The organism is Streptosporangium sp. NPDC005286, from assembly GCF_040607515.1.
In the GTDB taxonomy this organism is placed as follows: Bacteria; Actinomycetota; Actinomycetes; order Streptosporangiales; family Streptosporangiaceae; genus Streptosporangium.
This window is the reverse complement of the sequence record NZ_JBEXGU010000015.1, coordinates 23,024-46,943: the sequence shown is the minus strand read 5'-3', so window position 1 is coordinate 46,943 and position 23,920 is coordinate 23,024. Positions and strand designations below refer to the sequence as shown.

Genomic DNA, 23,920 nt, shown 5'->3' with positions numbered 1-23,920 from the left:
TTAGCTACGCAGGTCACCTTCTCAGTTCAGCAGGTGGCGCAGCGCGGCGGTGACGACGGCCGCCACCGCGAGGACCACCAGGAACGGGGCGCGCAGCAGCAGCGCCACCACGGCCGCGCCCATCCCCGCGGTGCGCGGCCAGTCCAGATGCAGCGCCTGCCCGTGCCCGAAGGTCTGCACCGCGATCAGCGCCGCCAGCAGGGCCACCGGGACCAGCGTCGCGAAGCGCTGCACCCCGGGGTGGTCGAGGATCCGGCGCGGTGCCGACAGCCCGGCGAGCTTCAGCGCGTAGCAGGCCGCGCAGGTGGCGACGATCGCCCACCAGAGGGTCACCTGGGCCTCCTCAGGATCACCGCGAGCACGGCCACGGAGGCGAGCAGTACGGGCACACCCGGCGGGGTGAACGGGGTCGCGGCCAGCGCGATCACCGCGCCGCCGCCCGCGATCAGCCGCAGCGCACGGGCCTCGGGGCCGCTCCCGGTGAGCCGGGGCCACAGGATGGCCAGGAACGTCGCGGGACCGACCGCGTCCAGGCCGAACACCGCGGGGTCGGCCACCCAGGAGGTGCCCAGTGCGCCGAGGAGGGTGGTGGCGTTCCAGGTCAGGTAGAGGGTGACGAAGGTGACCAGGAACGCCGTCCTGGACGACTCCTCGTCCGGCTGGGCCAGGGCGACCGCGGTCGTCTCGTCGATCACGCCCTGGGCCGTCAGCGGCCTGCGCCAGCCCCGGATGTCGAGCACGCCGGCCATGCGCAGGCCGTACAGGCTGTTGCGGGCGCCCAGCAGCATCGCGCCGGCCGTGCCCGCGACCAGGTTGCCGCCGCCCGCGACGACTCCGACGAGGGCGAACTGCGAGGCACCGGTGAAGGCGAACAGGCTCAGCACGCTCGCCTGCGTGACGCTCAGCCCCGCGGTGACCGCCGCGGCGCCGAAGGCGACCCCGGACAGCCCGACGGCGATCCCCACGCCCAGTCCGTCCCTTGTCGCGGAGGAGCGAGTGGTTGTATCCATGGAAAGGGAGCTTATGTCTGGTTTTAACTTCCGGTCTTGTACGTTCCTGCACGCTGGTACGCGGCGGGGGGAACGCCCACCATCCGTTTGAAGTGCCTGCTCAGGTGGGCCTGGTCGGTGAACCCCACATCCCCGGCGACCTGCGCGGGAGGTGTACCCGCCTGGAGCAGCCGCCGGGCACGCATGATCCGCAACGTGTTCAGGTAGGCGTGCGGGGGCAGCCCGGTGGCCGCCTTGAAGGCCCGGATCAGCGCGAACGGCCTGGCGTCGACGGCCCGCGCCAGGTCCTCGATCGTGGGCGGGTCGACGAGCCGCTCGTGCAGGATCTCCCGGGCGCGTCGCACCGCCGGGTCCTGGTCGCAGGAGCGCGCCTCCAGAAGAGGGCGGGTGGCGTGCCGCCGGAGCAGGGCGGCGAAGGCGGTGCGGGCCAGCGTCGAGGAGGCGAGGTCGTCGCCGTGCTCCGCGGCCTGGTGCGCGGCCCGCAGCAGCTCGACGGTGGGCTGGTGATAGGTGACGGTCTCGGGGAAGCAGGGAGTGCCGCGCCCGGTCATCACCTCGGCGGCGATCCCGGAGACGAACTCGACGGACGGGTAGAGGACCCGGTAGCTCCATCCCTCGGGGACGCCCGCGTGGCCGTCGTGCGCCTCCTGGGGGTTGAGCGTGCTCAGGCTGCCCGCGCCCGCGCGGTGGCGGGCGCCCCGGTAGCCGAACTCCTCCACTCCGGAAAGGACCAGCGCGATCGCGTAGCCTTCGTGCGCGTGCGGGGCGAAGCGGTGGGTCACGTATCTGGCCTTGAGCAGGTCCACCCCGGGCAGTCCCGGGCTGCGCCAGAAGCGCGCCCTCTCCGGCTCGCTCATGAGCGGAAGGTCCTGGTGAACGTGTCGAAGAGGGAGCGGTCCCACTCCGACTCCGGGCTCTCCCAGTAGATCGCGTACGGCTGGTCGGCGAGGGTGCGGAAGCCCCGGTCCAGGACGTGCGTGCGGACCCCGTCCTTGAGGTAGGTGAACTCCCAGTCGGCGGCGGGCACCCCCCGGTATCTCAGCGAGGTGATGCCGATCCGCTGGTAGCCCGGCCAGACATTGTCGGCCTTGCCGGCCCGCTCCACCTTCTGCCAGTGCCTGAGCGGGTCCTTCTCCGGGTCGTCCGTCGACTCGATCCACAGCAGAGCACTCGACCCGGGGGCGCGGAACTCCACCCGGTCGCGGCCGGAGAACCGCTTGACCTGCCATCCCCTGGGCACCGCGACGGAGAAGCCCATCGGGTCGCGGTGCAGCCGCCAGCCCGCGGGGATCGTCCGGCTCGGCCGCGGGGTCACCGTCGGGGTCACCGTCGGGGTGGCAGCCCGGGGCGTCTCGGGCGGGGTGCCGCCGGTGATCGGGGCCGTGGCCGTCGGCAGGCCGGGACCGGTGTCGGCCGTGGTGTTCTGGGCCCGCACGACCAGCCACCCGCCGACCCCGACCGCCATCACGAGCACGGGGATTCCGGCCAGGAGCGCCAGCCGTCCCGCTCCGGTCCGCCGCGCGGGCTCGCCTCCGGTGCCGGTGGGCTGTTCCCGCACCGGCCAGGAGCCCGGATGCGGCTGCTCGTAGCCGTACGCCCCCTGGTCGGGGTGTGTGTGCTCGGGATGTGTGTGTCCGGCCGGGTACGGGGGGTGCTCGGGGTGCGTGTGCGCGGGTGGGTACGGGGGCTGCTCGAGGGCACCCGGAGGGTTTCGGTAACCCGGCTGCCAACCGCTCCGCGCCGTGTCCGGGTGCGGCTGTCCCGCGTACCGGGGGTCGGCGTGTGACGGGTCGGCGTATGACGGGCCGGTGTGCGGCGGGTTGGGGTGAGCTCCGGGGGAGCCGTGCGGCTGCTGTCCGGGATACGGCTCCCATCCCGAGAGGGGTCCCGCGGCAGGTCCCGAGGGGCCCCGGGAGGACGCGGGACCAGAGGAGGCGCGGTTGAGCAGGGCCTCGGCCTGGTCGGGCACCATCCGGGCGGCCGGGTCCCTGGCCATCAGGCCGAGGATCGCCATCGCCAGGGGGCCCGGGTGGGTCATGGGGCTCGGCTCGCCGTGCAGGACGGCCATCATGGTGGCGGCGGCCGTGGGCCGCTCGAACGGGGGCCGGCCTTCGACCGCCGCGTACAGCGTCGCCCCGAGCGACCACAGGTCCGACTCGGGGGTGGCGGGCAGCCCGTGCAGCCGCTCGGGGGGCAGGAACGCGGGTGTGCCGACCATCCCGCCGGTGCGGGTGATGCCGGTCTCCTGCGTCATGGAGGCGATGCCGAAGTCGGTCAGCACCACCCGGCCGTCGTCGGCCAGCAGCACGTTCTCCGGTTTGACGTCGCGGTGCAGCACCCCCGCGGCGTGTGCGGCCCGCAGCGCGCCCAGCACGTGCAGTCCCACCGAGGCCACCCGCTCGGGCGGGAGGGGGCCGTGGGCGCGGACGACCTCCCCCAGCGACCGGGACCTGACCAGCTGCATGACGATCCAGGGACGCCCCTCCTCCTCGACCACGTCGTGCACGATGATCACGGATGGGTGGTCGAGGCGTCCGGCGGTCCTGGCCTCGCGGATCGTGCGCCGGTTCAGGTCGGCGCGGGCGGCCTCGTCGACCCCCCGGTGACGGACCTCCTTGACTGCCACGACCCGGTCGAGGAGCTCGTCATGGGCTCGCCAGACGATGCCCATGCCGCCCTCGCCGAGGTGTTCGAGCAACTGGTAGCGGCCCGCCACCTTTCGCTCCGCCATCTCCCCCGCCTCCCTCCGAGCCCCACGAATCGTAGCCGGTAGGGATCCGCCCTACTTTTTCGAGGAGAAGGTCGCGGCGAACCCCTCGAAGTAGTGCAGGTTCTTCTTCCAGTCCTTGGCCAGGGTGTGCCAGTAGATGGCGTACCCCCGGCCGCCCTTGGTGACGAACCCCCGGTTGAGCACCCGGGCCTTGCCCGAACTCATCTGCCAGGTGAACTCCCAGTCGGCGGCCTTCACCATGTAGTCGACCTTCTCGATCTTGATCCGCTTGTAGCCGGGGAAGTTGCCGCGGCTGTACCCCTCCTGGTTCTCCCAGTCCCGCTTGGGGTCGGGGCCCGCCCGGTCGACGTACTCGACGAAGACGAAGCTGGTCCGGTCGGGGCCGCGGAACCACACCTGCTGGCCGGGCCGTTTGTCCACGCTCCACCCCTTGGGCAGGCCGATCGAGAAGCCGTTGGCATCCTTGTGCATCCGCCAGCCGGAGGGCAGGGCGGACTTCTTCTCGGTCTTGGTGGGGCTCGGGCTGGGCGGGGGAGAGGACGCCGGCTCGGGTGAGCCCTGCGGGGTCGCCTTGGCATCGCCGCTCGGGACGCTCGGCGCGCTTGAGGTGCCCGGCTTCCCCGAGCCGGCCCGCGTGGCCTCCTCGTTCTCGCGGCTGCGCATGCCGAGCCAGCCGGCGACCCCGCCGACGACCAGCAGCGCGGGCAGCAGCACCAGCAGCCCCCGCTTCAGCTGGGAGCCGCCGCGCTTCTGCGAGGTCAGCGTGGCCGCCTCGTGGTCATGGCCGGCGTAGGAGGGGGCCGAGGGCTCTCGCCACTGGGCGGGTGCGGGCCCGGCGGCGGGTGCGGGCTCGCTCGCGGGCTCTGCTCTGGGCGAGGGCTCGCGGCCCACCGGCGGGAAGGGGTTGGGCCGCGAGACGGGGACGGGCCTCCGGCGCGCGAATCCCTGCTCGGCCGCGGCGGGAGGGGCGCCCTCGCGGCTCGCGGCGGGTCTCTCCTCGGCCACGGCGGGCGGGGGCGTGGCACGAGACGCGGCGGCGGGCTTCGCCTCCGGGGCCGGTGCCGGCTCGGAAGCGATGCCGGAGCCCGCGGCGGCGGACCTCGCCGCCGCAGCCGCGCCGGCCGCGGCCGCCGCTCCGGCGGCCCTGGCGCCGGAGGGTGCCCTGCTGGTGGGCCGGTTCGCCTCGGAGTCGTCCGCGGCCTCCGGAGCGGGACCGCTCCCGGCGCGGGGGGCGGCCTTGGCACCGGGCTTCGCCCCCGGCGCCGCCTCCGCGGTCTTCGCCTTCGCTCCGGCGCCCGGCTCCTGCCGTACGTCTCCGGCGGGCGGCTCCGCGGCGGTCTTCGGCGGCTCCTCGCCCCGCGCGGGCGCCACCTCGTCCCCGGACTCGGCGGGTACGGAGTCCAGCTTCGCGCCGGTCTGGGGGAGGGCGCCGACCTGGAAGCGGGCTCCGGGATCGGTGTCGGCCGCCGGGCTCACGGCGGGCATGACGGCGGTCCTGGCGGGCCGGTCACGGTTGCCCGCCCCCTCGGCCACCCTGCGCAGCAGCCGCTCCGCCTCCTTGTAGGGCATGCGCAGCGCCGGGTCCTTGCGGAGCAGCCCCTCCAGGATCGGGGCCAGCGGCCCGGCGTGGACCGGGGGCTCGGGCTCGTCGTTCAGGACGGCGTGCATGGTCGGCAGCGCACCGCCCCGGTCGTGCGGGGGCTTGCCCTCGACGGCGGCGTACAGGGTCGCGCCGAGCGACCACAGGTCCGACTCGCGCTGCGCGCTGCCGCCCTTGATGCGTTCGGGAGGGATGAACGCGGGGGTGCCCGCGATGCCGGTCATGGTCAGCGCGGTCTCGGCTTCGAGCGTCGCGATGCCGAAGTCGGTCAGCACCACCCGGCCGTCGTCGGCCAGCAGCACGTTCTCCGGTTTGACGTCGCGGTGCAGCACTCCCTGGGCGTGGGCGGCGCGCAGTGCCTCCAGCACCTGCAGGCCGATCTCCGCCACCCGCTGCGGCGGCAGCGGCCCGTCCTGCCTCAGTACCTTGCCGAGGGAGCGCGACTCCACCAGCTGCATGACGATCCAGGGACGCCCGTCCTCCTCGACGACGTCGTGGACGACCACCACGTTCGGGTGGGTCAGGCGCCCGGCGGCACGTGCCTCGCGCTTGGTGCGCCGGTTGAAGTCCTCCTGGTTGTCCTCGCCGAGCATGTCGGCGTAGCGGACCTCCTTGATCGCGACCTCGCGGTCCAGAAGCTCGTCATGGGCCCGCCACACGATGCCCATGCCACCCCGGCCGATGGCTTCGAGCAGGTGGTAACGGGAGGCGATACGGCGCCCCTCGGGCTGTGCTTCGGCCATCAACCGGCTTACCTCCTTCGGAACCCCCGAATACTCTCATAGCCCAGTAAAGTGATCGACTCACTCGCCGGGGAAAAGTCCATATCCTGAGATGCGCTGTCCAGTACGTGACGGGTGTCCAGCAGATGACCTAAGATTGGCCCCATGACCTGTTGTTTCGCGTTTACCGGCCCGGCTCCGGAGAGCCGGTCGTGACAGTGTGATCTAGCCTCTGTCCCGCGGATCTTACCGTGGCGAGGGTCGGTCGGGCGGCCCCTCGCAAGGCGGAGCAGTGAGCCGCGGTGACCGACGGCAACGCGGTGGGCAGGAGACGGGCAGGAGATCCGAGGGACAGGGCCTGGCGACCAGCCGGAGCCGCACCGGGCGGAGACGCGAGGTCTCTGCCTTTTTCATTTCGAACACCTCTTTCCGAACGGCCGCCGGCCCGCGGGACGCGCGCCGGCCGAGCATGGGGGAGCCTCATGTCGACCACCGCACCTCTGGAACGCGCAGCGGTAGGGCTGGGTGCGCTCACGGTGGGGGCCGGACCGGCCGTGGTGATAGGCGGCTCCGGTGCGGACGCCCGCTGGATCAGCCTGCGGGACCGGCACGGTGGGATCCCCGCCGCCGAGTCCGTGGTGGCGGCCCGCGCCGAGGGGGCGGGGCCGCTCCTGGTGGAGCCGTCCTCGGCGGGAGACCTGCCGGTGATCGCCGAGAGTGCGGACGGCGTGGTGGTCGGCGCGGCCTGGATGCGAGATTTGGAGCTGGTACGCGCCACGGCCAGGCTCGGCCTGCCGGTGCTCGTCCAGCGGGCCTCCTCCGCGACGCTGGAGGAGTGGCTGGCGGTCGCCGGCCACTGCGTGGCGGAGGGCAACGACCAGATCATGCTCTGCGAGAGCGGCCGCGCCCACCCGGGCGGCGCCACCTTCGACCTCGCCCTGATGCGCGCCGCGCGGACGAGGTCGGGCCGCCCCGTCCTGGCCGACCTCGGCGCGGACCCCGCGCTGGCCGCCGCCGCGATCGCCGCCGGCGCCGACGGCCTCCTGCTGGACCCCGGCGCCACCGAGCAGGACGCGCTGGCCGCGCTGGAGGCCACCAGGATCGTCGGTGCCGTCACCCGCAGGGAGGTCCCCGACTCGGTGCCCGCCGCCCGCGACGCCATCGACCGCGTCGACGCCGCCCTCGCCGTCCTGCTGGAACGCCGTGCCGAGCTCGCCGGAACCATCCAGCGCCTCAAGCCCGTCGGAGGCTTCGCCGGTCGCGACGCCGCCCGCGAGCGCCAGGTGGTCGCCGAGATGGCCCGCCGCGCCCCCGTCCTGGGCGAGGCCCGGCTCGCCCCCATCATGAACGCCGTCATCGAGGCGGGCCTGCACCTCGCCGAGGAACGCCGCTCGGCGCCCGCCGAGCGAGACTGAGAGGGAGAGACGACCCGGAGCACACGGGTCACTTTGGGAACTCGGATTTGGATACGCTTTCCCCGCCGACGGTGCGACTAGGGGAGGACGGGGCCGCATGTCAGACTCGTTTGTGCATCTGCACGTTCACACGGAGTACTCCATGTTGGATGGAGCCGCCCGTTTGAAGCAAATGTTCAAGCAGGTCGGCGACCTGGGCATGCCCGCCATCGCGATCACCGACCACGGCAACATGCACGGGGCCTACGACTTCTACAAGCAGGCGACCGGGGCGGGGATCAAGCCGATCATCGGCATCGAGGCCTACGTCGCCCCGGCCTCCCGGCACCAGAAGAAGCCGGTGCTGTGGGGCGAGCCGCACCAGAAGCGCGACGACGTCTCGGCGGGTGGCTACTACACCCACATGACCATCTGGGCGAAGAACGCCAAGGGTCTGAGCAACCTGATGAAGCTCTCCTCGCGCGCCTACACCGAGGGCTTCGTCCGTAAGTGGGCGCGGATGGACGCGGAGATCCTCGCCGAGCACGCCGAGGGGCTGATGGCCACCACCGGCTGCCCGTCGGGTGAGGTGCAGACCCGCCTGCGCCTGGGGCAGTACGACGAGGCGGTCGCGGCGGCGGCCAGGTTCCAGGAGCTGTTCGGCAAGGAGAACTACTACCTGGAGGTCATGGATCATGGGCTCGACATCGAGCGCAGGGTCCGGGACGGCCTGACCCGCATCTCGCGCGAGCTGGGCATCCCGCCGCTGGTGACCAACGACTCCCACTACACCTACGAGTCGGACGCGACCTCCCACGACGCGCTGCTGTGCATCCAGACCGGCAAGCAGCTGTCCGACCCCGACCGCTTCCGCTTCGACGGCAGCGGCTACTACATCAAGAACGCCGACGAGATGCGCGCGGTCGACTCCTCGGACCTGTGGGCCGAGGGCTGCCGCAACACCCTGCTGGTCGCCGAGAAGGTCGACCCGAGCGGCATGTTCGGTTTCAAGAACCTGATGCCGACCTTCCCCCTGCCCGAGGGGGAGAGTGAGGAGAGCTGGTTCCGCAAGGAGATCTGGCGGGGCATGGAGCGGCGCTTCCCCGAGGGCGTCGACGCCGAGCACCGCGCGCAGATCGAGTTCGAGATGGGCGTCATCCTGCAGATGGGGTTCCCCTCCTACTTCCTCGTGGTCGCCGACTTCATCATGTGGGCCAAGAACAACGGCATCCGGGTCGGCCCCGGCCGCGGCTCGGCCGCCGGCTCGCTGGCCGCGTACGCGCTGGGCATCACCGACCTCGACCCGCTGCCGCACGGGCTGATCTTCGAGCGGTTCCTCAACCCCGACCGCGTCTCCATGCCCGACGTCGACATCGACTTCGACGAGCGCAGGCGCGGCGACGTGATCCGGTACGTGACGGAGAAGTACGGGGCCGACAAGGTCGCCATGATCGCCACCTTCGGCACCATCAAGGCGAAGGCTGCCATCAAGGACGCGGCCCGCGTCCTGGGCCACCCGTACGCGCTGGGCGACAAGGTCTCCAAGGCGTTCCCGCCCGCGGTGATGGGCAAGGACATCCCGCTCTCCGGCATCTTCGACAAAGATCATCCGCGCTACAACGAGGCCGGCGAGCTGCGCAGGCTGTACGAGGAGGACGTCGACGTCAAGTCGGCGATGGACCTCGGCAGGGGCCTGGAGGGCCTGATCCGGCAGACCGGCGTGCACGCCGCCGGGGTCATCATGTCGGCGGAGGTGCTGACCGACTACATCCCGATCATGCGCCGCGACTCCGACGGTGTGATCATCACGCAGTTCGACTACCCGACCTGCGAGACGCTCGGCCTGCTGAAGATGGACTTCCTGGGCCTGCGCAACCTCACGATCATCGACGACTGCCTGAAGATGATCGAGGCCAACACCGGCGAGCAGATCGACCTGCTCAAGCTGCCGCTGGACGATCGCAAGACCTACGAACTGCTCGGCAGGGGTGACACCCTGGGGGTGTTCCAGCTGGACGGCGGCGGCATGCGGTCGCTGCTGAGGCTGATGAAACCCGACAACTTCGAGGACATCTCCGCCGTCGGCGCGCTGTACCGGCCCGGCCCGATGGGCGCCAACTCCCACACCAACTACGCGCTGCGCAAGAACGGCCAGCAGGAGATCGTCCCGATCCACCCGGAGTTCGAGGAGTCGCTGCAGGAGATCCTCGGCACCACGTACGGCCTGATCGTCTATCAGGAGCAGGTCATGGCCATCGCGCAGAAGGTCGCCGGGTTCTCGCTCGGCAAGGCCGACCTGCTGCGCCGCGCGATGGGCAAGAAGAAGAAGTCGGAGCTGGACAAGCAGTTCGAGTCGTTCGAGCAGGGCATGAAGGACAACGGCTACTCCGCGGCCGCGATCAAGACGCTCTGGGACATCCTGCTGCCCTTCTCCGACTACGCCTTCAACAAGGCGCACAGCGCCGCCTACGGCCTGGTCTCCTACTGGACCGCCTACCTCAAGGCCAACTACCCGGCCGAGTACATGGCCGGGCTGCTGACCTCGGTCAAGGACGACAAGGACAAGTCGGCCCTCTATCTCAACGAGTGCCGCCGGATGGGCATCAAGGTGCTGCCGCCGGACGTCAACGACTCCGACTTCGACTTCACGCCGCGCGGCACCGACGTCCGGTTCGGCCTGTCGGCCATCCGCAACGTCGGCGGCAACGTGGTCGACGGGATCATCGCCGCGCGCAAGGAGAAGAGCCGCTTCGCCGACTTCAAGGACTTCCTGCGTAAGGTCCCCATGGTCGTCTGCAACAAGCGGGTCATCGAGTCGCTGATCAAGGCCGGCGCCTTCGACTCGTTCGGGCACGTGCGCAAGGGCCTGGTGATGGTCCACGAGCAGGCGGTCGACAGCATCATCGGCATCAAGAAGAACGAGGCCCAGGGGCAGGACTCCCTGTTCGGTGCGGTCGAGGGCGCCGAGGACCAGACCTTCGACGTGCAGATCCCGGTGGGCGAGTGGGACAAGAACACGCTGCTGCAGTTCGAGCGGGAGATGCTCGGCCTGTACGTCTCCGACCACCCGCTCTTCGGCGTGGAGCACATCCTTGCCTCCGGCGCCGACTGCTCGATCGCCTCGCTCCAGGACGAGCACCGTCCCGACGGCCAGGTCGTCACCGTCGGCGGCATCCTGAGCGGCCTGCAGCGCAAGGTCACCAAGAAGGGCGACACCTGGGTGCTGACCCAGTTGGAGGACCTGGAGGGTGCCATCGAGGTGATGATCTTCCCCTCGGCCTACCAGCTCTGCGCGACCGTGCTCGCCGAGGACGCCATCGTCTTCGTCAAGGGCCGCCTGGACAAGCGCGAGGACGTCGGAAAGATCATCGCCATGGAGGTGACGGCTCCGGACCTGACCCGTGAGGCCGGTGGTCCCCTGGCGGTCAGCCTCGCCCTGACCCGCTGCACCCCGCCGGTGGTCGGCCGCCTCAAGGAGGTGCTGACCGCCCATCCGGGCACCACCGAGGTGCACCTGCAGGTGCACAACGGCCCCAAGACCACCATCATGCGCCTCGACGACCGCCTGCGGGTGTCGCCTTCACCGGCCCTGATGGGCGATTTGAAGCAGTTGCTCGGCCCCGCCTGCCTGGGGGCGTGAGAACCGCCTCCTTCTCACCCTCTCGGCGGTCACCGTCCTCCTGGCCGGGGTCCTGGTCGCCACCGGCCGCGCCGAAGCCGCCGAGACCCTGCTGTCGCAGGGCAGGCCCCGCCTCCTCCTCGTCCAAGGAGGGCTCCTCCTACAGCTCGGGCAAGGCGGTCGACGGCAACCTCACCTCGACTCGCTGGGCCTCCCTGGAGGGCAGCGATCCCCAGTGGATCCGCGTCGATCTGGGGGTGATCTCCTCGATCTCCCGGGTCAAGCTGTTCTGGGAGGCCGCCTACGGCAAGGCGTACACGATCCAGGTCTCCGACGACGCCGCGAACTGGACCACCGTCTACTCCACGAGCAGCGGTGACGGCGGCCAGGACGACCTGGGCCTGTTCTACCACGCGTTGCCGGGCGGCAGGCCGCCTCCTCTTCCGCCATCGTGAACTCCCGGACCCGCGGCCCGGTGGAAACCGCGGGCCCGGGGGAAACCGCGGTTCCGGGGGAAGCCGCGAGCCCGGCGGGGCCCGTCCGCGTGGGCCTCCTCGCCGCGACGCTCGCCGTCACGGCGCTTGGCCTTCTCGGCCTCCTCGGCCTCCTTCAGGCCCGGGGTGAACCCGCCGCCGAAACGGCCCATGTCCGGGTGGTGGAAGGAACGCGGCGAGACGTCCCGCAGGGCGGCGGACATGGACGACACCCAGATCGGCCCCGGTAGGGAGGCCCCCTGGACCGCTCCGTAGTACTCGCCGCCGATCTCGACGTCGCGCAGCGGGTAGCGGTAGGAGCCGCGGATGTCGCCCACGCTGACCGCCGCGGCCAGGTCGGGGGTGTAGCCGGCGAACCAGGCCGACGTGTAGCCGTTGTTGGTGCCGGTCTTGCCCGCCGCCGGGCGGCCGATGCTCTGGCCGGTCATGGTGCCCTTGGTGAACACCCCGGACAGCAGGTAGTTGACCGCGTCGGCCACGTCGCGCTCGATCGCCTGCGCGCAGCTGGGCGGGACGCGGAAGTGCCTGCCGTTCCGCTCGACGATCTCGACGATGGCCAGCGGGCGGCAGTAGCGGCCCCGCGCCCCGAACGCGGCGAACGCCGCCGCCACGGTCACCGGGTCCATCTCGTTCACCCCCAGGGTGAAGGTCGGCACCTCCCGCAGTGGGGCGCCGTCGGCGCGGGCGATGCCCACCGCCTTGGCGGTCCTGACGACCGGGCACAGGCCCACCCGCTGCTCCAGCATCATGTAGAAGATGTTCACCGACTTCCAGGTACCGGTGGACAGGCTCTGCGGGCCGCCGTTGCCCTCGCCGCTCGCGTTGAAGATCTCCGCGCCGGGGTCGTTGACCTTGCGGCCCAGGCAGTTCTTGAAACCGCTGTCGGGCACGAAGCTGCCGGGTGTCATGAAACCCTGGTCGAACCGCCAGCCCTGGCTGAGCGCGGTCGCCAGGGTGAACACCTTGAACGTCGATCCCGCCTGGAATCCCTGGCCGCCTCCGTGCGCGGTGTCGGCGACCAGGTTGTAGGTGGTGCGGGGGCCGTTGTTCTTGCCGCCGGTGTTGAGGCCGTACTTCTTGCTCGCCGCCATGGCCCGGATCCGCCCGGTGCCAGGCTGGATCATGGCCTCGGCGGCGACCTCGGTGTCCTTGCTGCCGACGCGCGCGGCGATGGCGCGTTCCGCGGCCCGCTGGGCCCTCGGCGCCAGGGTGGTGCGGAGCACCAGACCGCCCCTGGCCAGGCGGCGCTCCCGCTCCGCGCGGGTGTGGCCGAAGACCGGGTTGGTCAGCAGCTCCCTGTGCACGTACAGGCAGAAGTAGGGATAGACGCTCCCGTCGCAGCCGCCGGGCTGCGGCTGCAGCCGGAGGTTCAGCGGCCGTCTCATGGCGGCCTCCGCCCGGGGCCGGGGGACGTACGACAGCTGGGCCATCCGCTCCAGGACGATGTCCCTGCGCTCTCGCAGTTTCTTCCTGCGCGCCGCGTCCAGCGACGGGTCCGTGATGTACGGGGTGCGGACCGCGCCGGCCAGTGTCGCCGCCTGCGCCAGGGTCAGCCGGGAGGCCGCGACCGAGAAGAACCGCTGGGCGGCGGCCTCCACCCCGAAGGCCCCCGCGCCGAAGTAGGCGATGTTGAGGTAGCGCTCCAGGATCTCGGCCTTGGTGTACTTCTTCTCCATCGCCAGCGCGTACCGCAGCTCGGTGATCTTGCGCTGGATGCTGGGCGCGCGGGCCTGGGCGCGCTCGGTCTCGGTCTCGGAGTTCTCGACCAGGATGTTCTTCACCAGCTGCTGGGTGAGCGAGGAGCCGCCCTGGCGCACCCCGCCCGCCCTGGTGTTGGTCACCAGGGCGCGCAGGGTGCCCTTGATGTCCAGGCCCGCGTGCTCGTAGAAGCGCGAGTCCTCGATCGCCACGATCGCCTCACGCATGACGGGGGCGACCTGGTCGAGCCGTACGACGGTCCGGTTCTCCGTGTAGAACTGGGCGAACCGCTTGCCGTTCCGGTCCAGGAGCACGGTGCGCTGGGCGAGCGGGTTCTCCCGAGGGCTCGGCGGCAGGTCCGTCAGGGTTCTCGTGACGTTGTTGACGGTGACCCCCACCGTGCCGACCAGCGGCAGCGCGGCCAGGGCGGCCAGCAGCCCGCCGAGCACCCCGCAGGCCGCAAGGACGCGCAGGCACGCGCCGGGTCCGCGTCTCACCTCTGGGTGCGATGTCACACAAGGTAACGTGCAACCGGATGATCACCCATAAACACCCGGTTGCCAATCCTTACCCGTCCTGCACCTTTTCTCGACTGATCTTCAGCCCGAGAGAGGCGAACTGCTCGAACGGCCGGTGGTAGCCCCGCTCGATGTGATGCACCCCGCGCAGCGTGGAGACGCCCTCCGCGGCGGCCGCGGCCAGCACGGCGGAGAACCCGGCCCGGATGTCGGGCAGCGTCACGTCGGCGCCGCTCAGCCTGGACACGCCGCGCACGACCGCCGAGTGCTTGGCGTTGGTGTCGTGGTAGCGGCAGGCCGGGCCGCCCAGGCAGACGTCGAACACCTCGATCTCGCAGCCCATCTTCTGCAGCGCGGGCACGTAGACCAGGCGGTTCTCGAACACGGTCTCGTGCAGCACCGACATACCCTGGGCCTGGGTGAACAGCACCATCAGGGGCGTCTGCCAGTCGGTCATGAACCCCGGGTGCGTGTCGGTCTGCACCGCCGCGGCCCGCAATCCGTGCGGCGCCGACGCCGACAGGTAGTCGTCGGTGATGTCGACCTCGGCGCCCATCCTGGCCAGGGTGGTGATCGCGGTGACCAGCCGGTCCTGCGGGCAGCCGTGCACCCGTACCTGGCCGCCGGTGATCAGACCGGCCGCCAGGTAGGAGAACGCCTCGATGCGGTCGCCGTTGAGCCAGGTGGAGGCGCCGTGCAGGTGCTCCACCCCCTCGATCACGATGCGCCGGTCCGGGCTCAGCTCTATGCGCGCGCCCATGCGCTGCAGGAACAGGGCGAGCTCCACCACCTCGGGCTCCATCGCCGCGCCCTTCAGCACGGTCTTGCCCTCGGCCAGCACCGCGGACATCAGGATCGTCTCGGTGGCGCCGACGCTGGGGTAGGGCAGTTCGAGCCGGGTGCCGCGCAGCCGTTTGGCCTTGGCGTACACGCCGGTGTCGCTCACCTCGACCTCGGCGCCCATCGCGCGCAGCGCCTCGACGTGGAAGTCGACGGGCCGGCGGCCGATCGGGTCGCCGCCGACCAGCGGCACGAACGCCTCGCCCGCCAGGTGCAGCAGCGGGCCCAGCATCAGGATCGGGATCCGGTTGAGGCCGGTGAACGCCGCCGGGACGTGCGGGTTGATCTGCTCCCCGGGAGAGACGGTGATCTCCCCGGAGCTGATCTCCACGTCGATGCCGAGCGCCCTCAGCATCTGCGCGGTGATCCCCACCTCGCCCACGTCCGGGGCGTTCTGGATCGTGCTCTCACCGGTGCCCAGCATCGCGGCGACCATGTGCTTGGAGACGCCGTTCTTGGAACCGCGGACCTCGACGTCACCGCGGAGCGGCCCGGAGGGTTCGATCAACCATGCCTCTTCGTTCACCCCGTAAGCGTAACGGGACTCGGCGGGAACCCCGGGTGGCGCCGGGCGGGCGGATGGGTAACATCGGGCACATCTGCACAGAGGGTGAGGGGGCTGTGGTGCGCGCTGTGCGTGACTTCGTGATCACCGTGCTGGTGCTCGCCCTGGCCGGAGTCGTCGCCGGGATCCTGTGGTCGCTGGCCGCGCCGCGACCCCCGTACGTCGTGACGGGCAAGGGGCCGCTGCTGGCCGATCCCTCCACGCAGGCGCTGATCGCCGCCGACGGCTGGTTCGCCGTCATCACGGGGGTGCTCGGGCTGGTCTGCGGGGTCATCGGCTACGGCGTGTCGCGCGGGGGGCGCCCGCTGCCGGTGGTGGTGGGCCTGGCCGCGGGCGGCCTGCTCGGCGCGCACCTCGCGCTGCTGGTCGGCGAGGCGGCCAACCTCGGCGCGGTGAGCGTCGCCGCCTCGGGGAGCTCCGCGGGAAGCTCGCTGGTCCCGGGGCCGCTGGCGCTGACCGCCAGGGGCGTGCTGTACGCGTGGCCGACCCTGGCCGCCGGCGCCTTCTTCGTCCTGGAGGGCATCGCGGGCTACCGCGACTCGCCGCTGCGCCATCCGTTCGGCGGGGACGACCCCTACGGGCCGTTGCCGTCGCATGACATCGACGGCCGGTAGGTGCGGCGGTCGCGGTCAGCGGGGCGGCCTGCGCGCGCCGTACCCGGTGGCGCGCTCGAAGGCGTGGGCCAGCCGGAGCACCGCCATGTCGGCGAAGGGGCGCCCGATGATCTGCACGCCCACCGGCAGCCCGTCCGAGGTGAACCCGCACGGCACCGACGCCGCCGGGGCGTGCAGCACGCTGATCCAGTAGGCCGAGCGCATCCACGCCAGGTAGTCGGGCAGCGCCTGCCCGTTGATCTCCGAGACGTACGGGGCGTCCACCGGGAACGGCGGCACCTGGCTGACCGGGGCGATCAGGAAGTCGTAGGTGCCGAAGAAGGACTCCATCCGCCGGTAGAGCCCGCTGCGCAGCCGCTCGGCGCGGGCTAGGTCGGCCCCGGTCACCTCGCGGCCCCGCTCGACGTTCCAGCGCACGTTCGCCCCCAGGCGCTCCTGGGGCAGGTCGCCGTAGCAGAGCGCGTAGTACCACGCCCGGTAGATCCGGAAGGCGTCCTCGGCGTCCGACAGGTCCAGCTCCACCCGCTCCACCCGCGCGCCCAGCTCCGCGAGCGCGGCCGGGGCGGCCGCGGTGACCTTGGCGGTCTCCGCGTCGACGGGCAGCCCGCCCAGGTCCGGGCTCCAGGCCACGCGCAGCCCGGTCGCCTCCAGCTCCAGCGGCCCGGCGAAGACGGTGCCGCTCTCGGCGATCGACAGGGGGGATGAGGTGTCGAACCCGGCGACCGCGCTCATCAGCAGCGCCAGGTCCCCGGCGGTACGGGCCATCGGCCCCGGCACGCCGAGGGTGAACCAGGCCGCGACGGCCGACGGCGCCGGCACCCGCCCGGGGGTGGGCCGCAGCCCCGCCACGTTGCAGAAGGAGGCGGGGTTGCGCAGCGAGCCGCCCATGTCGGAGCCGTCGGCCAGCGCCACCATGCCGGTGGCCAGCGCGGCGGCGGCCCCGCCGCTGCTGCCCCCGGCCGACCTGGTCAGGTCGTAGGGGTTGCGGGTGACGCCGAAGATCTCGTTCACGGTGTGCGAGCCGGTGCCGAACTCCGGGGTGTTGGTCTTGCCGACCGTGATCGCCCCGGCCTCGCGCATCCGCCGCACGATCGGCGCGTCGGTGTCGGGGACGTGGTCGGCGAAGAGCGGCGAGCCGTACGTGGTGCGGATCCCCGCGGTGTCGGCCAGGTCCTTGTGCGCGACCGGCAGCCCGTGCAGCGGTCCCCGCCAGTGGCCGCGGGCCAGGTCCCGGTCGGCCTCCTCCGCCTCCCGCCTGGCGCGCTCGGCGGTCAGCGTGACGATCGCGTTGACCTCCGGGTTGACCTCCTCGATCCGCCGCAGGTGCGCCTCGAGCAGCTCGACCGCGCTGACCTGCCTGGTGTGCAGCAGTTCGAGCATCTCGGTAGCGGTCAGGTAGTGCATCTGTCCCCCGATCGGTACGGCCTGTCGCAGACGAGTCTGGCCGAACGCCGTCGTGTGCCGCCTCGGCAACCTTCGACAGGACGGCCCGGGGACCTCCGGCCCACCTTGTGCGGCGGGCCGGGGTTTCGCCGGCTCTTCTCGGGCCGGAATCCCTCCGCTAGCCGCTCTTGCCGATGGGCGCGGTGACGGCCCCGGTGAGGCGTACCAGCTCCGAGGGGGAGGTCTCGATCTGCAGCCCGCGCCGACCGGCGGAGAAGTAGATCGTCGGAAAGTCCAGCGCGGAGGCGTCGACCACGGTCGGCAGGCGCTTGCGCTGTCCCAGCGGGCTGATGCCGCCGACCACGTAGCCGGTCACCCGTTCCACCTTGGCCGCGTCGGCCATCGCGGCCCGCTTGCTCCTCAGCGCCGCCGCGAACGCCTTGAGATCGAGTTTGCCCGCCACCGGCACCACCGCGACGGCCAGCCCGCCCTCCACCTCGGCCACCAGGGTCTTGAAGATCTGCCCGTACGGCACGCCGAGGGCGTCGGCCGCCTCCTCGCCGTAGGCCTGCGCGTTCGCATCGTGCTCGTAGGGGTGCAGGGTGAAGTCGGCTCCCGCCTGGGTCAGGGCCACGGTCGCGGGGGTTCCCTGGCCGCCCTTGCTCTTGCTCTTGCTCACGGGGAAAGCGTAGCGGCTGGTTAAAATCTACATAGTAAAGGCGCTGTCCGGATAATGGACGCGACGATACCGGGTGGCGGACCTCCGTAGACTGAACGGGTGATTTCGCGTACCGATCTGCGAGGACCTCTTCCCGAGGACCTTCGCGATGTGCTGCCCCGCGCCGACCTCGACGTCGAGGCCGCCCTGGAGAAGGTGCGGCCCATCTGCGACGACGTGCATCATCGTGGGGTCGCCGCGGTGCGGGAGCTGACCGCCAGGTTCGACGGCGTCGAACTGGAGTCCACCCGGGTGTCGGCCGAGGCGATCTCCGAGGCGCTGGAGAGGCTCGACCCGAAGGTCAGGGCGGCCCTGGAGGAGTCGATCCGCCGCGCCCGCCTCGTCCACCGTGACCAGCGGCGCACCGACGTCACCACCCAGGTCGTGCCGGGCGGCACCGTCACCGAGCGCTGGGTGCCCGTCGACCGCGTGGGGCTGTACGTCCCCGGTGGCCGGGCGGTCTACCCCTCCAGCGTGGTCATGAACGTCGTCCCCGCCCAGGAGGCGGGGGTGGCCTCCCTGGCGGTCTCCTCGCCCGCGCAGCGCGAATTCGACGGCCTGCCGCACCCGGCCATCCTGGCGGCGTGCGCGCTGCTCGGCGTGGACGAGGTCTACGCGGTCGGCGGCGCCCAGGCGGTGGCGATGTTCGCCTACGGCACCGAGGAGTGCCCGCCGGTCACCATGGTCACCGGCCCTGGCAACATCTGGGTCGCCGCGGCCAAGCGCCTGCTCAAGGGCCGTATCGGCATCGACTCCGAGGCGGGTCCGACCGAGATCGCGATCCTCGCCGACTCCACGGCCAACCCGGTGCACGTCGCCGCCGACCTGATCAGCCAGGCCGAGCACGACACGATCGCCGCCGCCGTGCTCGTCACCGACTCGGAGGAGCTGGCCGAGGCCGTCGAGCGGGAGCTGCCCCGGCAGGTCGCCGCCACCAAGCACACCGAGCGGATCACCGAGGCGCTCTCCGGGCGCCAGTCCGGCATCCTGCTGGTCGACGACATGGAGGCGGGGCTGCGCGTCGTCGACGCCTACGCCGCCGAGCACCTGGAGATCCACGCCGCGGAGGCGTCCGCGCTGGCCGCCCGGGTCCGCAACGCCGGGGCGATCTTCGTCGGGGCGTACGCGCCGGTCTCGCTGGGCGACTACATGGCCGGTTCCAACCACGTGCTGCCCACCGGCGGCTGCGCCTGCCACTCGTCGGGGCTGTCGGTGCAGACGTTCCTGCGCGGCGTGCACGTCGTCGACTACAGCCGCGAGGCCCTGGCCGGTGCCGCCGCCCACGTGTGCGTGCTGGCCGACACCGAGGACCTGCCGGCGCACGGTGCGGCGATCAGGGCGCGGTTCGCCTGGGAGGTGCCCTCGTGAGTGCCCTTCCCTTTCCGGTTCGAGGTGGAGATCCCGTCGTGAAGCTCGAAGACCTGCCGATCCGAGACGATCTCCGGGGGCGCACGCCGTACGGTGCCCCCCAGATCGACGTCCCGGTCAGGCTCAACACCAACGAGAACCCCTACGGGCCCTCGGACTCGCTGGTCGCCGAGCTGGCGGAGGCCGTACGGGGCGTCACCGCCGACCTCAACCGCTATCCCGACCGCGACGCGCTCGACCTGCGCCGGGAGCTGGCCGGGTACCTCGGTCACGGCCTCGCCGTGGAGCAGGTCTGGGCCGCCAACGGCTCCAACGAGGTGCTCCAGCAGGTCCTGCAGGCCTTCGGCGGCCACGGCCGCGCCGCGATGGGTTTCGAGCCGTCCTACTCGATGCACCCGATCATCACCACCGGGGCCTCGACCGAGTGGATCTCCGGGGCCCGTGAGGACGACTTCGGGATCGACCCGGGCAAGGCGGTCGCCGCGATCGAGGAGCACCGGCCCGACGTCGTCTTCCTGACCTCGCCCAACAACCCGACCGGCACCGCTTTGGACCCGGAGGTGATCGCCCGGATCGTCGAGGCGGCGCCGGGCATGGTGGTGGTGGACGAGGCCTACTTCGAGTTCGCCCGGACCGGCACCCCGTCGGCGCTGACCCTGCTGCCGGACAATCCCCGGCTGATCGTCACGCGGACGATGTCCAAGGCGTTCGCCATGGCCGGCACCCGGCTCGGTTACCTGGCCGCCCATCCGGCGGTGGTCGAGGCGTTGCTGCTGGTCCGCCTGCCGTACCACCTGTCCACGCTCACCCAGACGGCGGCGCGCGTCGCGCTCGCCCACCGCGCCGAGCTGCTCGGCGCCGTCGACGAGTTGCGGGCCGAGCGCGACGCCATCGTGGACTGGTTGCGCGCCCGGGGGCTGAAGGTCGCCGACTCGGACGCCAACTTCGTGTTGTTCGGGCTGTTTCCGGATCGGCGCGCGGTGTGGCAGGGCCTGCTGGACCGCGGGGTGCTGATCCGCGAGGTGGGACCGCCCGGGTGGCTGAGAGTGTCCATCGGAACGACAGAGGAGATGGCGGCGTTCCGCGCCGCCCTGGAGGAGATCCTGTGAGCATCACTGCCGGCGGCGAGGCCGCACCGCGTCGCGGTCGCGTCGAGCGCGTCACCAAGGAGACCTCGGTGCTGGTCGAGGTCGACCTCGACGGCACCGGGAACGTCGAGGTGTCCACCGGTGTCGGGTTCTTCGACCACATGCTGAACCAGCTCGGCAAGCACGGGCTGTTCGACCTGGTCGTGAAGACCGAGGGTGACCTGCACATCGACGCTCATCACACGATCGAGGACACCTCGCTCGCGCTGGGCGCCGCGTTCCGTGAGGCTCTGGGCGACAAGTCGGGCCTGCGGAGGTTCGGCAACGCCTCCTGCCCGCTGGACGAGTCGCTGGCGGAGGTCACGGTCGACCTGTCGGGGCGGCCCTACCTGGTGCACAGCGAGCCCGAGGGCATGGCTCCGATGATCGGCCCGGAGTACGACACGACGATGACCAGGCACATCCTGGAGTCGTTCGTCGCCCAGGCCGCCATCTGCCTGCACGTGCGCGTCCCCTACGGCCGCAACGCCCACCACATCGTGGAGGCGCAGTTCAAGGCCCTGGCCAGGGCGCTGCGGGCGGCATCCGAGCGTGACCCGCGTGCCACCGGGGTGCCGAGTACGAAGGGCGTGCTGTGATTTCTCCCGGCCGGAGGGGGCGGAGACGGTGAGCGACAACTGGTCGGCCATCGCGATGGTGTTCGTCGCGCTCTTCTTCGTGGGCGGGATCGTCTCATTCCTCAAACAGGGTCTGAAGAAGGGCGCGGTGCTGCTCGCCGCCCTCGCGGCCCTGGCGACCACGGCGGCGGTGCTCTGGTGGTGAAGAAGGTAACCGTTCTCGACTACGGCTCGGGCAACCTCCGTTCGGCGGAGCGTGCGCTGGCCCGGGTCGGCGCGGAGGTCACGGTGACCGCCGACTACGAGGCGGCGATGGAGGCCGACGGGCTCGTCGTCCCCGGCGTGGGGGCGTTCGCCGCGTGCATGGCCGGGCTGCGCGCGGTGCGGGGTGAGCGGATCATCGCGCGGCGCCTGTCGGCCGGGCGGCCGGTGCTGGGCATCTGCGTCGGCATGCAGATCCTCTTCGAGGCGGGCGTCGAGCACGGCGTCACGACCGAGGGCTGCGGGGAGTGGCCGGGCACGGTGGAGTCCCTGGAGGCGCCGGTCCTGCCGCACATGGGCTGGAACACGGTCAAGGCGCCCGCCGAGACCGTGTTGTTCGCCGGGCTCGACGCGGATACCCGCTTCTACTTCGTGCACTCGTACGGCGTGCGGACCTGGAAGCTCCAGGCGGGGCCCGGGTTCGCCGACCCGCTGCTCACCTGGGCCGAGCACGGGGTGCCGTTCGTCGCGGCGGTGGAGAACGGCCCGCTGATGGCCACCCAGTTCCATCCGGAGAAGTCGGGCGACGCCGGAGCCCAGTTGCTCACCAACTGGCTCGGGACCGTCGGGTGAGTTTTTGATGGGCCTTTGATGAGTAAGGAACGGGCCAGGCGCAGGGCCGAGCGGGAGGCCGAGCAGGCGCGCTTGGCCGCGCTGCGCGCAGCGCGGGAGGCGCGGCTGGCGCGGCGGCGCGAGCGCATCGGCAAGGTGACCGCGTTGCTGCCGGGCAGGCCCGTCCGGATCGTCTCCCAGGGTGGCATCATGGCCCGCCGCCGCCGGGCGCAGAACGGCGTCGCGGCGGTGCTGTTCCTGATCGTGCAGGTGATCGTCTGGCTGCTGTGGTCCTCGTGGGCGGCGCGGTTCGGCGTGCTCGTGCTTTCCTTGCTGTTCGTTCCGCTTTTTCTCACCCTTGTCTTCGACCGGAGGTCTTGAACAGATGTCGCTTGAGCTGCTCCCCGCCGTGGACGTCGCCGACGGTCAGGCGGTCCGCCTGGTCCAGGGCGCGGCCGGCACCGAGACGTCGTACGGCGACCCCCTGTCCGCGGCGCTCGCCTGGCAGGAGGCCGGTGCCGAGTGGATCCACCTGGTCGACCTCGACGCGGCCTTCGGCCGGGGCAGCAACCGCGAGTTGCTCGCCACGGTGGTCGGCGCGCTGGATGTGAAGGTGGAGCTGTCCGGGGGCATTCGTGATGATGTCTCCCTGGAGCTCGCGCTGGCCACCGGCTGCCGCCGGGTGAACATCGGTACCGCGGCGCTGGAGAACCCCGTCTGGTGCTCCAAGATCATCTCTGAGTACGGTGACCGGGTCGCGATCGGCCTCGACGTCCGGGGGACCACCCTGGCCGCCCGGGGCTGGACCCAGGAGGGCGGCGACCTGTGGGAGGTGCTGGCCCGGCTGGAGAAGGACGGCTGCTCCCGTTACGTCGTCACCGACGTCACGAAGGACGGCACGCTGCGCGGTCCCAACCTGGACCTGCTCCGCGAGGTCTGCTCCCGTACTGACAAGCCGGTGGTCGCCAGCGGCGGGGTCTCGTCCCTGGAGGACCTGCGCGCGCTGGCCTCGCTGGTCCCGATCGGCGTCGAGGGGGCCATCGTGGGCAAGGCGCTGTACGCGCAGGCCTTCACCCTCGAAGACGCCCTCGCCGCCGTCCGTTCGTGAGGAGTCGTCGATGAGTGTCGCAGTACGAGTGATTCCCTGCCTGGACGTGGACGCCGGGCGGGTGGTCAAGGGCGTCAACTTCGAGAACCTGCGCGATGCCGGAGACCCGGTCGAGCTGGCCCGCCGCTATGACGCGGAGGGGGCCGACGAGCTGACGTTCCTCGACATCACGGCCTCCAGTTCCGACCGGTCGACGATGTACGACGTGGTCAGCCGGACGGCCGAGCAGGTGTTCATCCCGCTGACCGTGGGCGGGGGAGTGCGTTCGGTCGAGGATGTCGACAGGCTGCTGCGGGCGGGCGCGGACAAGGTGGGGCTGAACACCGCGGCGATCGCCAGGCCCGAGCTTCTGACCGAGGCCGCGCAGCGGTACGGGGCGCAGTGCATCGTGCTCTCGGTGGACGCCCGCCGGGTCGTCGACGGGCCGCCGACGCCGTCCGGTTTCGAGGTGACCACGCACGGCGGTCGCCGGGGGACCGGGATCGACGCGGTGGAGTGGGCTCGGCGGGGTGCCGAACTGGGGGCGGGGGAGATCCTGCTCAACTCGATGGACGGTGACGGGACCCGGGACGGTTACGACCTGGAGATGATCCGGGCGGTACGGGCCGTGGTGTCGGTTCCGGTGATCGCCAGTGGTGGTGCGGGTTCTGTCGCCGATTTCCCTCCGGCGGTGGAGGCTGGGGCGGACGCCGTGCTGGCGGCGTCGGTGTTCCACTTCGGGCAGCTCAAGATCGGTGATGTGAAGGACGCTTTGCGGGGGGCGGGGTATCCCGTTCGCTGACGTCGTTCGTCGTTCGTCGTTCGTCGTTCGTCGTTCGTCGTTCGTCGTTCGGCGTTCGGCGAGTGGCCGGGTCTGTTTCGTCTTGCCGGTCAGCGTGGTTCGCGCTGCGGTGGGCCGGTGTTCCGGGCGGCCGTCGTGGCGGGGTCTGGTTCTTCAGGCCTCCGGCCTGCTCGGGCGTTTGGGGTTGCGCTTTCTTATACGCCGCCCGGAACACCGGCCCACCTCCGCGCACCTGGTGC

At 71.5% G+C, this 23,920-nt stretch carries 21 protein-coding genes; 12 read left to right on the top strand and 9 right to left on the bottom strand.

The window, feature by feature from the left end; translation table 11 throughout:
• Positions 1–21 precede the first annotated feature (21 nt).
• From ABZU75_RS08550 to ABZU75_RS08530, 5 genes are read right to left on the bottom strand one after another with little or no spacing between them, the layout of a single operon-like run.
• The gene (locus tag ABZU75_RS08550; protein WP_350924554.1) at positions 22–333 is read right to left on the bottom strand and encodes an AzlD domain-containing protein; all 312 of its coding nucleotides are present in this window, start codon (positions 331–333) and stop codon (positions 22–24) included.
• Entirely contained in the window at positions 330–1,010 is a 681-nt protein-coding gene (locus ABZU75_RS08545) for an AzlC family ABC transporter permease (RefSeq protein WP_355550911.1), read from the bottom strand. Before ABZU75_RS08545 ends, ABZU75_RS08550 begins: the two co-directional genes overlap by 4 nt.
• A 23-nt stretch (positions 1,011–1,033) precedes the next feature.
• The gene (locus ABZU75_RS08540; RefSeq protein WP_355550909.1) at positions 1,034–1,867 is read right to left on the bottom strand and encodes an AraC family transcriptional regulator; all 834 of its coding nucleotides are present in this window, start codon (positions 1,865–1,867) and stop codon (positions 1,034–1,036) included.
• Positions 1,864–3,741, bottom strand: coding sequence for a protein kinase (locus tag ABZU75_RS08535; RefSeq protein ID WP_355550907.1), 1,878 nt, complete (start codon positions 3,739–3,741; stop codon positions 1,864–1,866). The genes ABZU75_RS08540 and ABZU75_RS08535 overlap by 4 nt, the downstream gene beginning before the upstream one ends.
• Before the next feature lie 51 nt (positions 3,742–3,792).
• Positions 3,793–6,084 (bottom strand): protein kinase, encoded by a 2,292-nt coding sequence (locus ABZU75_RS08530; protein WP_355550905.1) that lies wholly within the window; start codon positions 6,082–6,084, stop codon positions 3,793–3,795.
• A 461-nt stretch (positions 6,085–6,545) separates the two neighbouring features.
• Here ABZU75_RS08530 and ABZU75_RS08525 point away from each other — a divergent pair, with 461 nt between their 5' ends.
• From ABZU75_RS08525 to ABZU75_RS08515, 3 genes are all read left to right on the top strand, one after another.
• A complete protein-coding gene (locus ABZU75_RS08525; RefSeq protein WP_355550903.1) occupies positions 6,546–7,478 on the top strand; it encodes a chorismate mutase in 933 nt (310 codons plus the stop codon).
• A 97-nt stretch (positions 7,479–7,575) separates the two neighbouring features.
• Entirely contained in the window at positions 7,576–11,097 is a 3,522-nt protein-coding gene (gene dnaE, locus ABZU75_RS08520; RefSeq protein WP_355550901.1) for a DNA polymerase III subunit alpha, read from the top strand.
• Positions 11,094–11,531 (top strand): discoidin domain-containing protein, encoded by a 438-nt coding sequence (locus ABZU75_RS08515; RefSeq protein WP_355550899.1) that lies wholly within the window; start codon positions 11,094–11,096, stop codon positions 11,529–11,531. Before dnaE ends, ABZU75_RS08515 begins: the two co-directional genes overlap by 4 nt.
• Here the strand turns inward: ABZU75_RS08515 and ABZU75_RS08510 are convergent.
• Both ABZU75_RS08510 and murA read right to left on the bottom strand, forming a co-directional pair.
• Positions 11,483–13,765: a transglycosylase domain-containing protein gene (locus ABZU75_RS08510; protein ID WP_355550897.1), complete on the bottom strand. Its 2,283-nt coding sequence runs from the start codon at positions 13,763–13,765 to the stop codon at positions 11,483–11,485. The genes ABZU75_RS08515 and ABZU75_RS08510 overlap by 49 nt on opposite strands.
• A 70-nt stretch (positions 13,766–13,835) precedes the next feature.
• The gene (murA, locus tag ABZU75_RS08505) at positions 13,836–15,152 is read right to left on the bottom strand and encodes a UDP-N-acetylglucosamine 1-carboxyvinyltransferase (protein WP_355550895.1); all 1,317 of its coding nucleotides are present in this window, start codon (positions 15,150–15,152) and stop codon (positions 13,836–13,838) included.
• A gap of 98 nt (positions 15,153–15,250) precedes the next feature.
• Here murA and ABZU75_RS08500 point away from each other — a divergent pair, with 98 nt between their 5' ends.
• Complete coding sequence (locus tag ABZU75_RS08500) at positions 15,251–15,805, top strand: hypothetical protein (protein ID WP_355550893.1); 555 nt, start codon at positions 15,251–15,253, stop codon at positions 15,803–15,805.
• A gap of 15 nt (positions 15,806–15,820) precedes the next feature.
• Here the strand turns inward: ABZU75_RS08500 and ABZU75_RS08495 are convergent, their stop codons facing one another.
• Both ABZU75_RS08495 and ybaK read right to left on the bottom strand, forming a co-directional pair.
• The gene (locus tag ABZU75_RS08495) at positions 15,821–17,278 is read right to left on the bottom strand and encodes an amidase (RefSeq protein WP_355550891.1); all 1,458 of its coding nucleotides are present in this window, start codon (positions 17,276–17,278) and stop codon (positions 15,821–15,823) included.
• A gap of 88 nt (positions 17,279–17,366) precedes the next feature.
• Entirely contained in the window at positions 17,367–17,867 is a 501-nt protein-coding gene (ybaK, locus tag ABZU75_RS08490) for a Cys-tRNA(Pro) deacylase (RefSeq protein ID WP_030919497.1), read from the bottom strand.
• A 99-nt stretch (positions 17,868–17,966) separates the two neighbouring features.
• Here ybaK and hisD point away from each other — a divergent pair, with 99 nt between their 5' ends.
• The 8 genes from hisD to hisF are packed head-to-tail and all read left to right on the top strand — an operon-like array spanning position 17,967 to position 23,681.
• Positions 17,967–19,274, top strand: coding sequence for a histidinol dehydrogenase (gene hisD / locus ABZU75_RS08485; RefSeq protein ID WP_355550888.1), 1,308 nt, complete (start codon positions 17,967–17,969; stop codon positions 19,272–19,274).
• A 38-nt stretch (positions 19,275–19,312) separates the two neighbouring features.
• Positions 19,313–20,383 carry a histidinol-phosphate transaminase gene (locus tag ABZU75_RS08480; protein ID WP_355550886.1) on the top strand — a complete coding sequence of 357 codons (1,071 nt, stop codon included), beginning with the start codon at positions 19,313–19,315 and terminating at the stop codon, positions 20,381–20,383.
• Entirely contained in the window at positions 20,380–21,000 is a 621-nt protein-coding gene (gene hisB / locus ABZU75_RS08475) for an imidazoleglycerol-phosphate dehydratase HisB (protein WP_030919489.1), read from the top strand. The genes ABZU75_RS08480 and hisB overlap by 4 nt, the downstream gene beginning before the upstream one ends.
• Before the next feature lie 28 nt (positions 21,001–21,028).
• The gene (locus tag ABZU75_RS08470) at positions 21,029–21,184 is read left to right on the top strand and encodes a hypothetical protein (protein ID WP_355550884.1); all 156 of its coding nucleotides are present in this window, start codon (positions 21,029–21,031) and stop codon (positions 21,182–21,184) included.
• The gene (gene hisH / locus ABZU75_RS08465) at positions 21,178–21,813 is read left to right on the top strand and encodes an imidazole glycerol phosphate synthase subunit HisH (RefSeq protein ID WP_350922862.1); all 636 of its coding nucleotides are present in this window, start codon (positions 21,178–21,180) and stop codon (positions 21,811–21,813) included. Before ABZU75_RS08470 ends, hisH begins: the two co-directional genes overlap by 7 nt.
• Positions 21,814–21,831: 18 nt before the next feature.
• Positions 21,832–22,173 carry a hypothetical protein gene (locus tag ABZU75_RS08460; RefSeq protein WP_355550881.1) on the top strand — a complete coding sequence of 114 codons (342 nt, stop codon included), beginning with the start codon at positions 21,832–21,834 and terminating at the stop codon, positions 22,171–22,173.
• Between the two features lie 4 nt (positions 22,174–22,177).
• Positions 22,178–22,900, top strand: a complete 723-nt coding sequence (gene priA / locus ABZU75_RS08455) for a bifunctional 1-(5-phosphoribosyl)-5-((5-phosphoribosylamino)methylideneamino)imidazole-4-carboxamide isomerase/phosphoribosylanthranilate isomerase PriA (RefSeq protein ID WP_355550879.1) — start codon at positions 22,178–22,180, stop codon at positions 22,898–22,900.
• A gap of 10 nt (positions 22,901–22,910) precedes the next feature.
• Positions 22,911–23,681, top strand: coding sequence for an imidazole glycerol phosphate synthase subunit HisF (hisF, locus tag ABZU75_RS08450; RefSeq protein WP_350922857.1), 771 nt, complete (start codon positions 22,911–22,913; stop codon positions 23,679–23,681).
• The last annotated feature ends 239 nt before the right edge of the window (positions 23,682–23,920 follow it).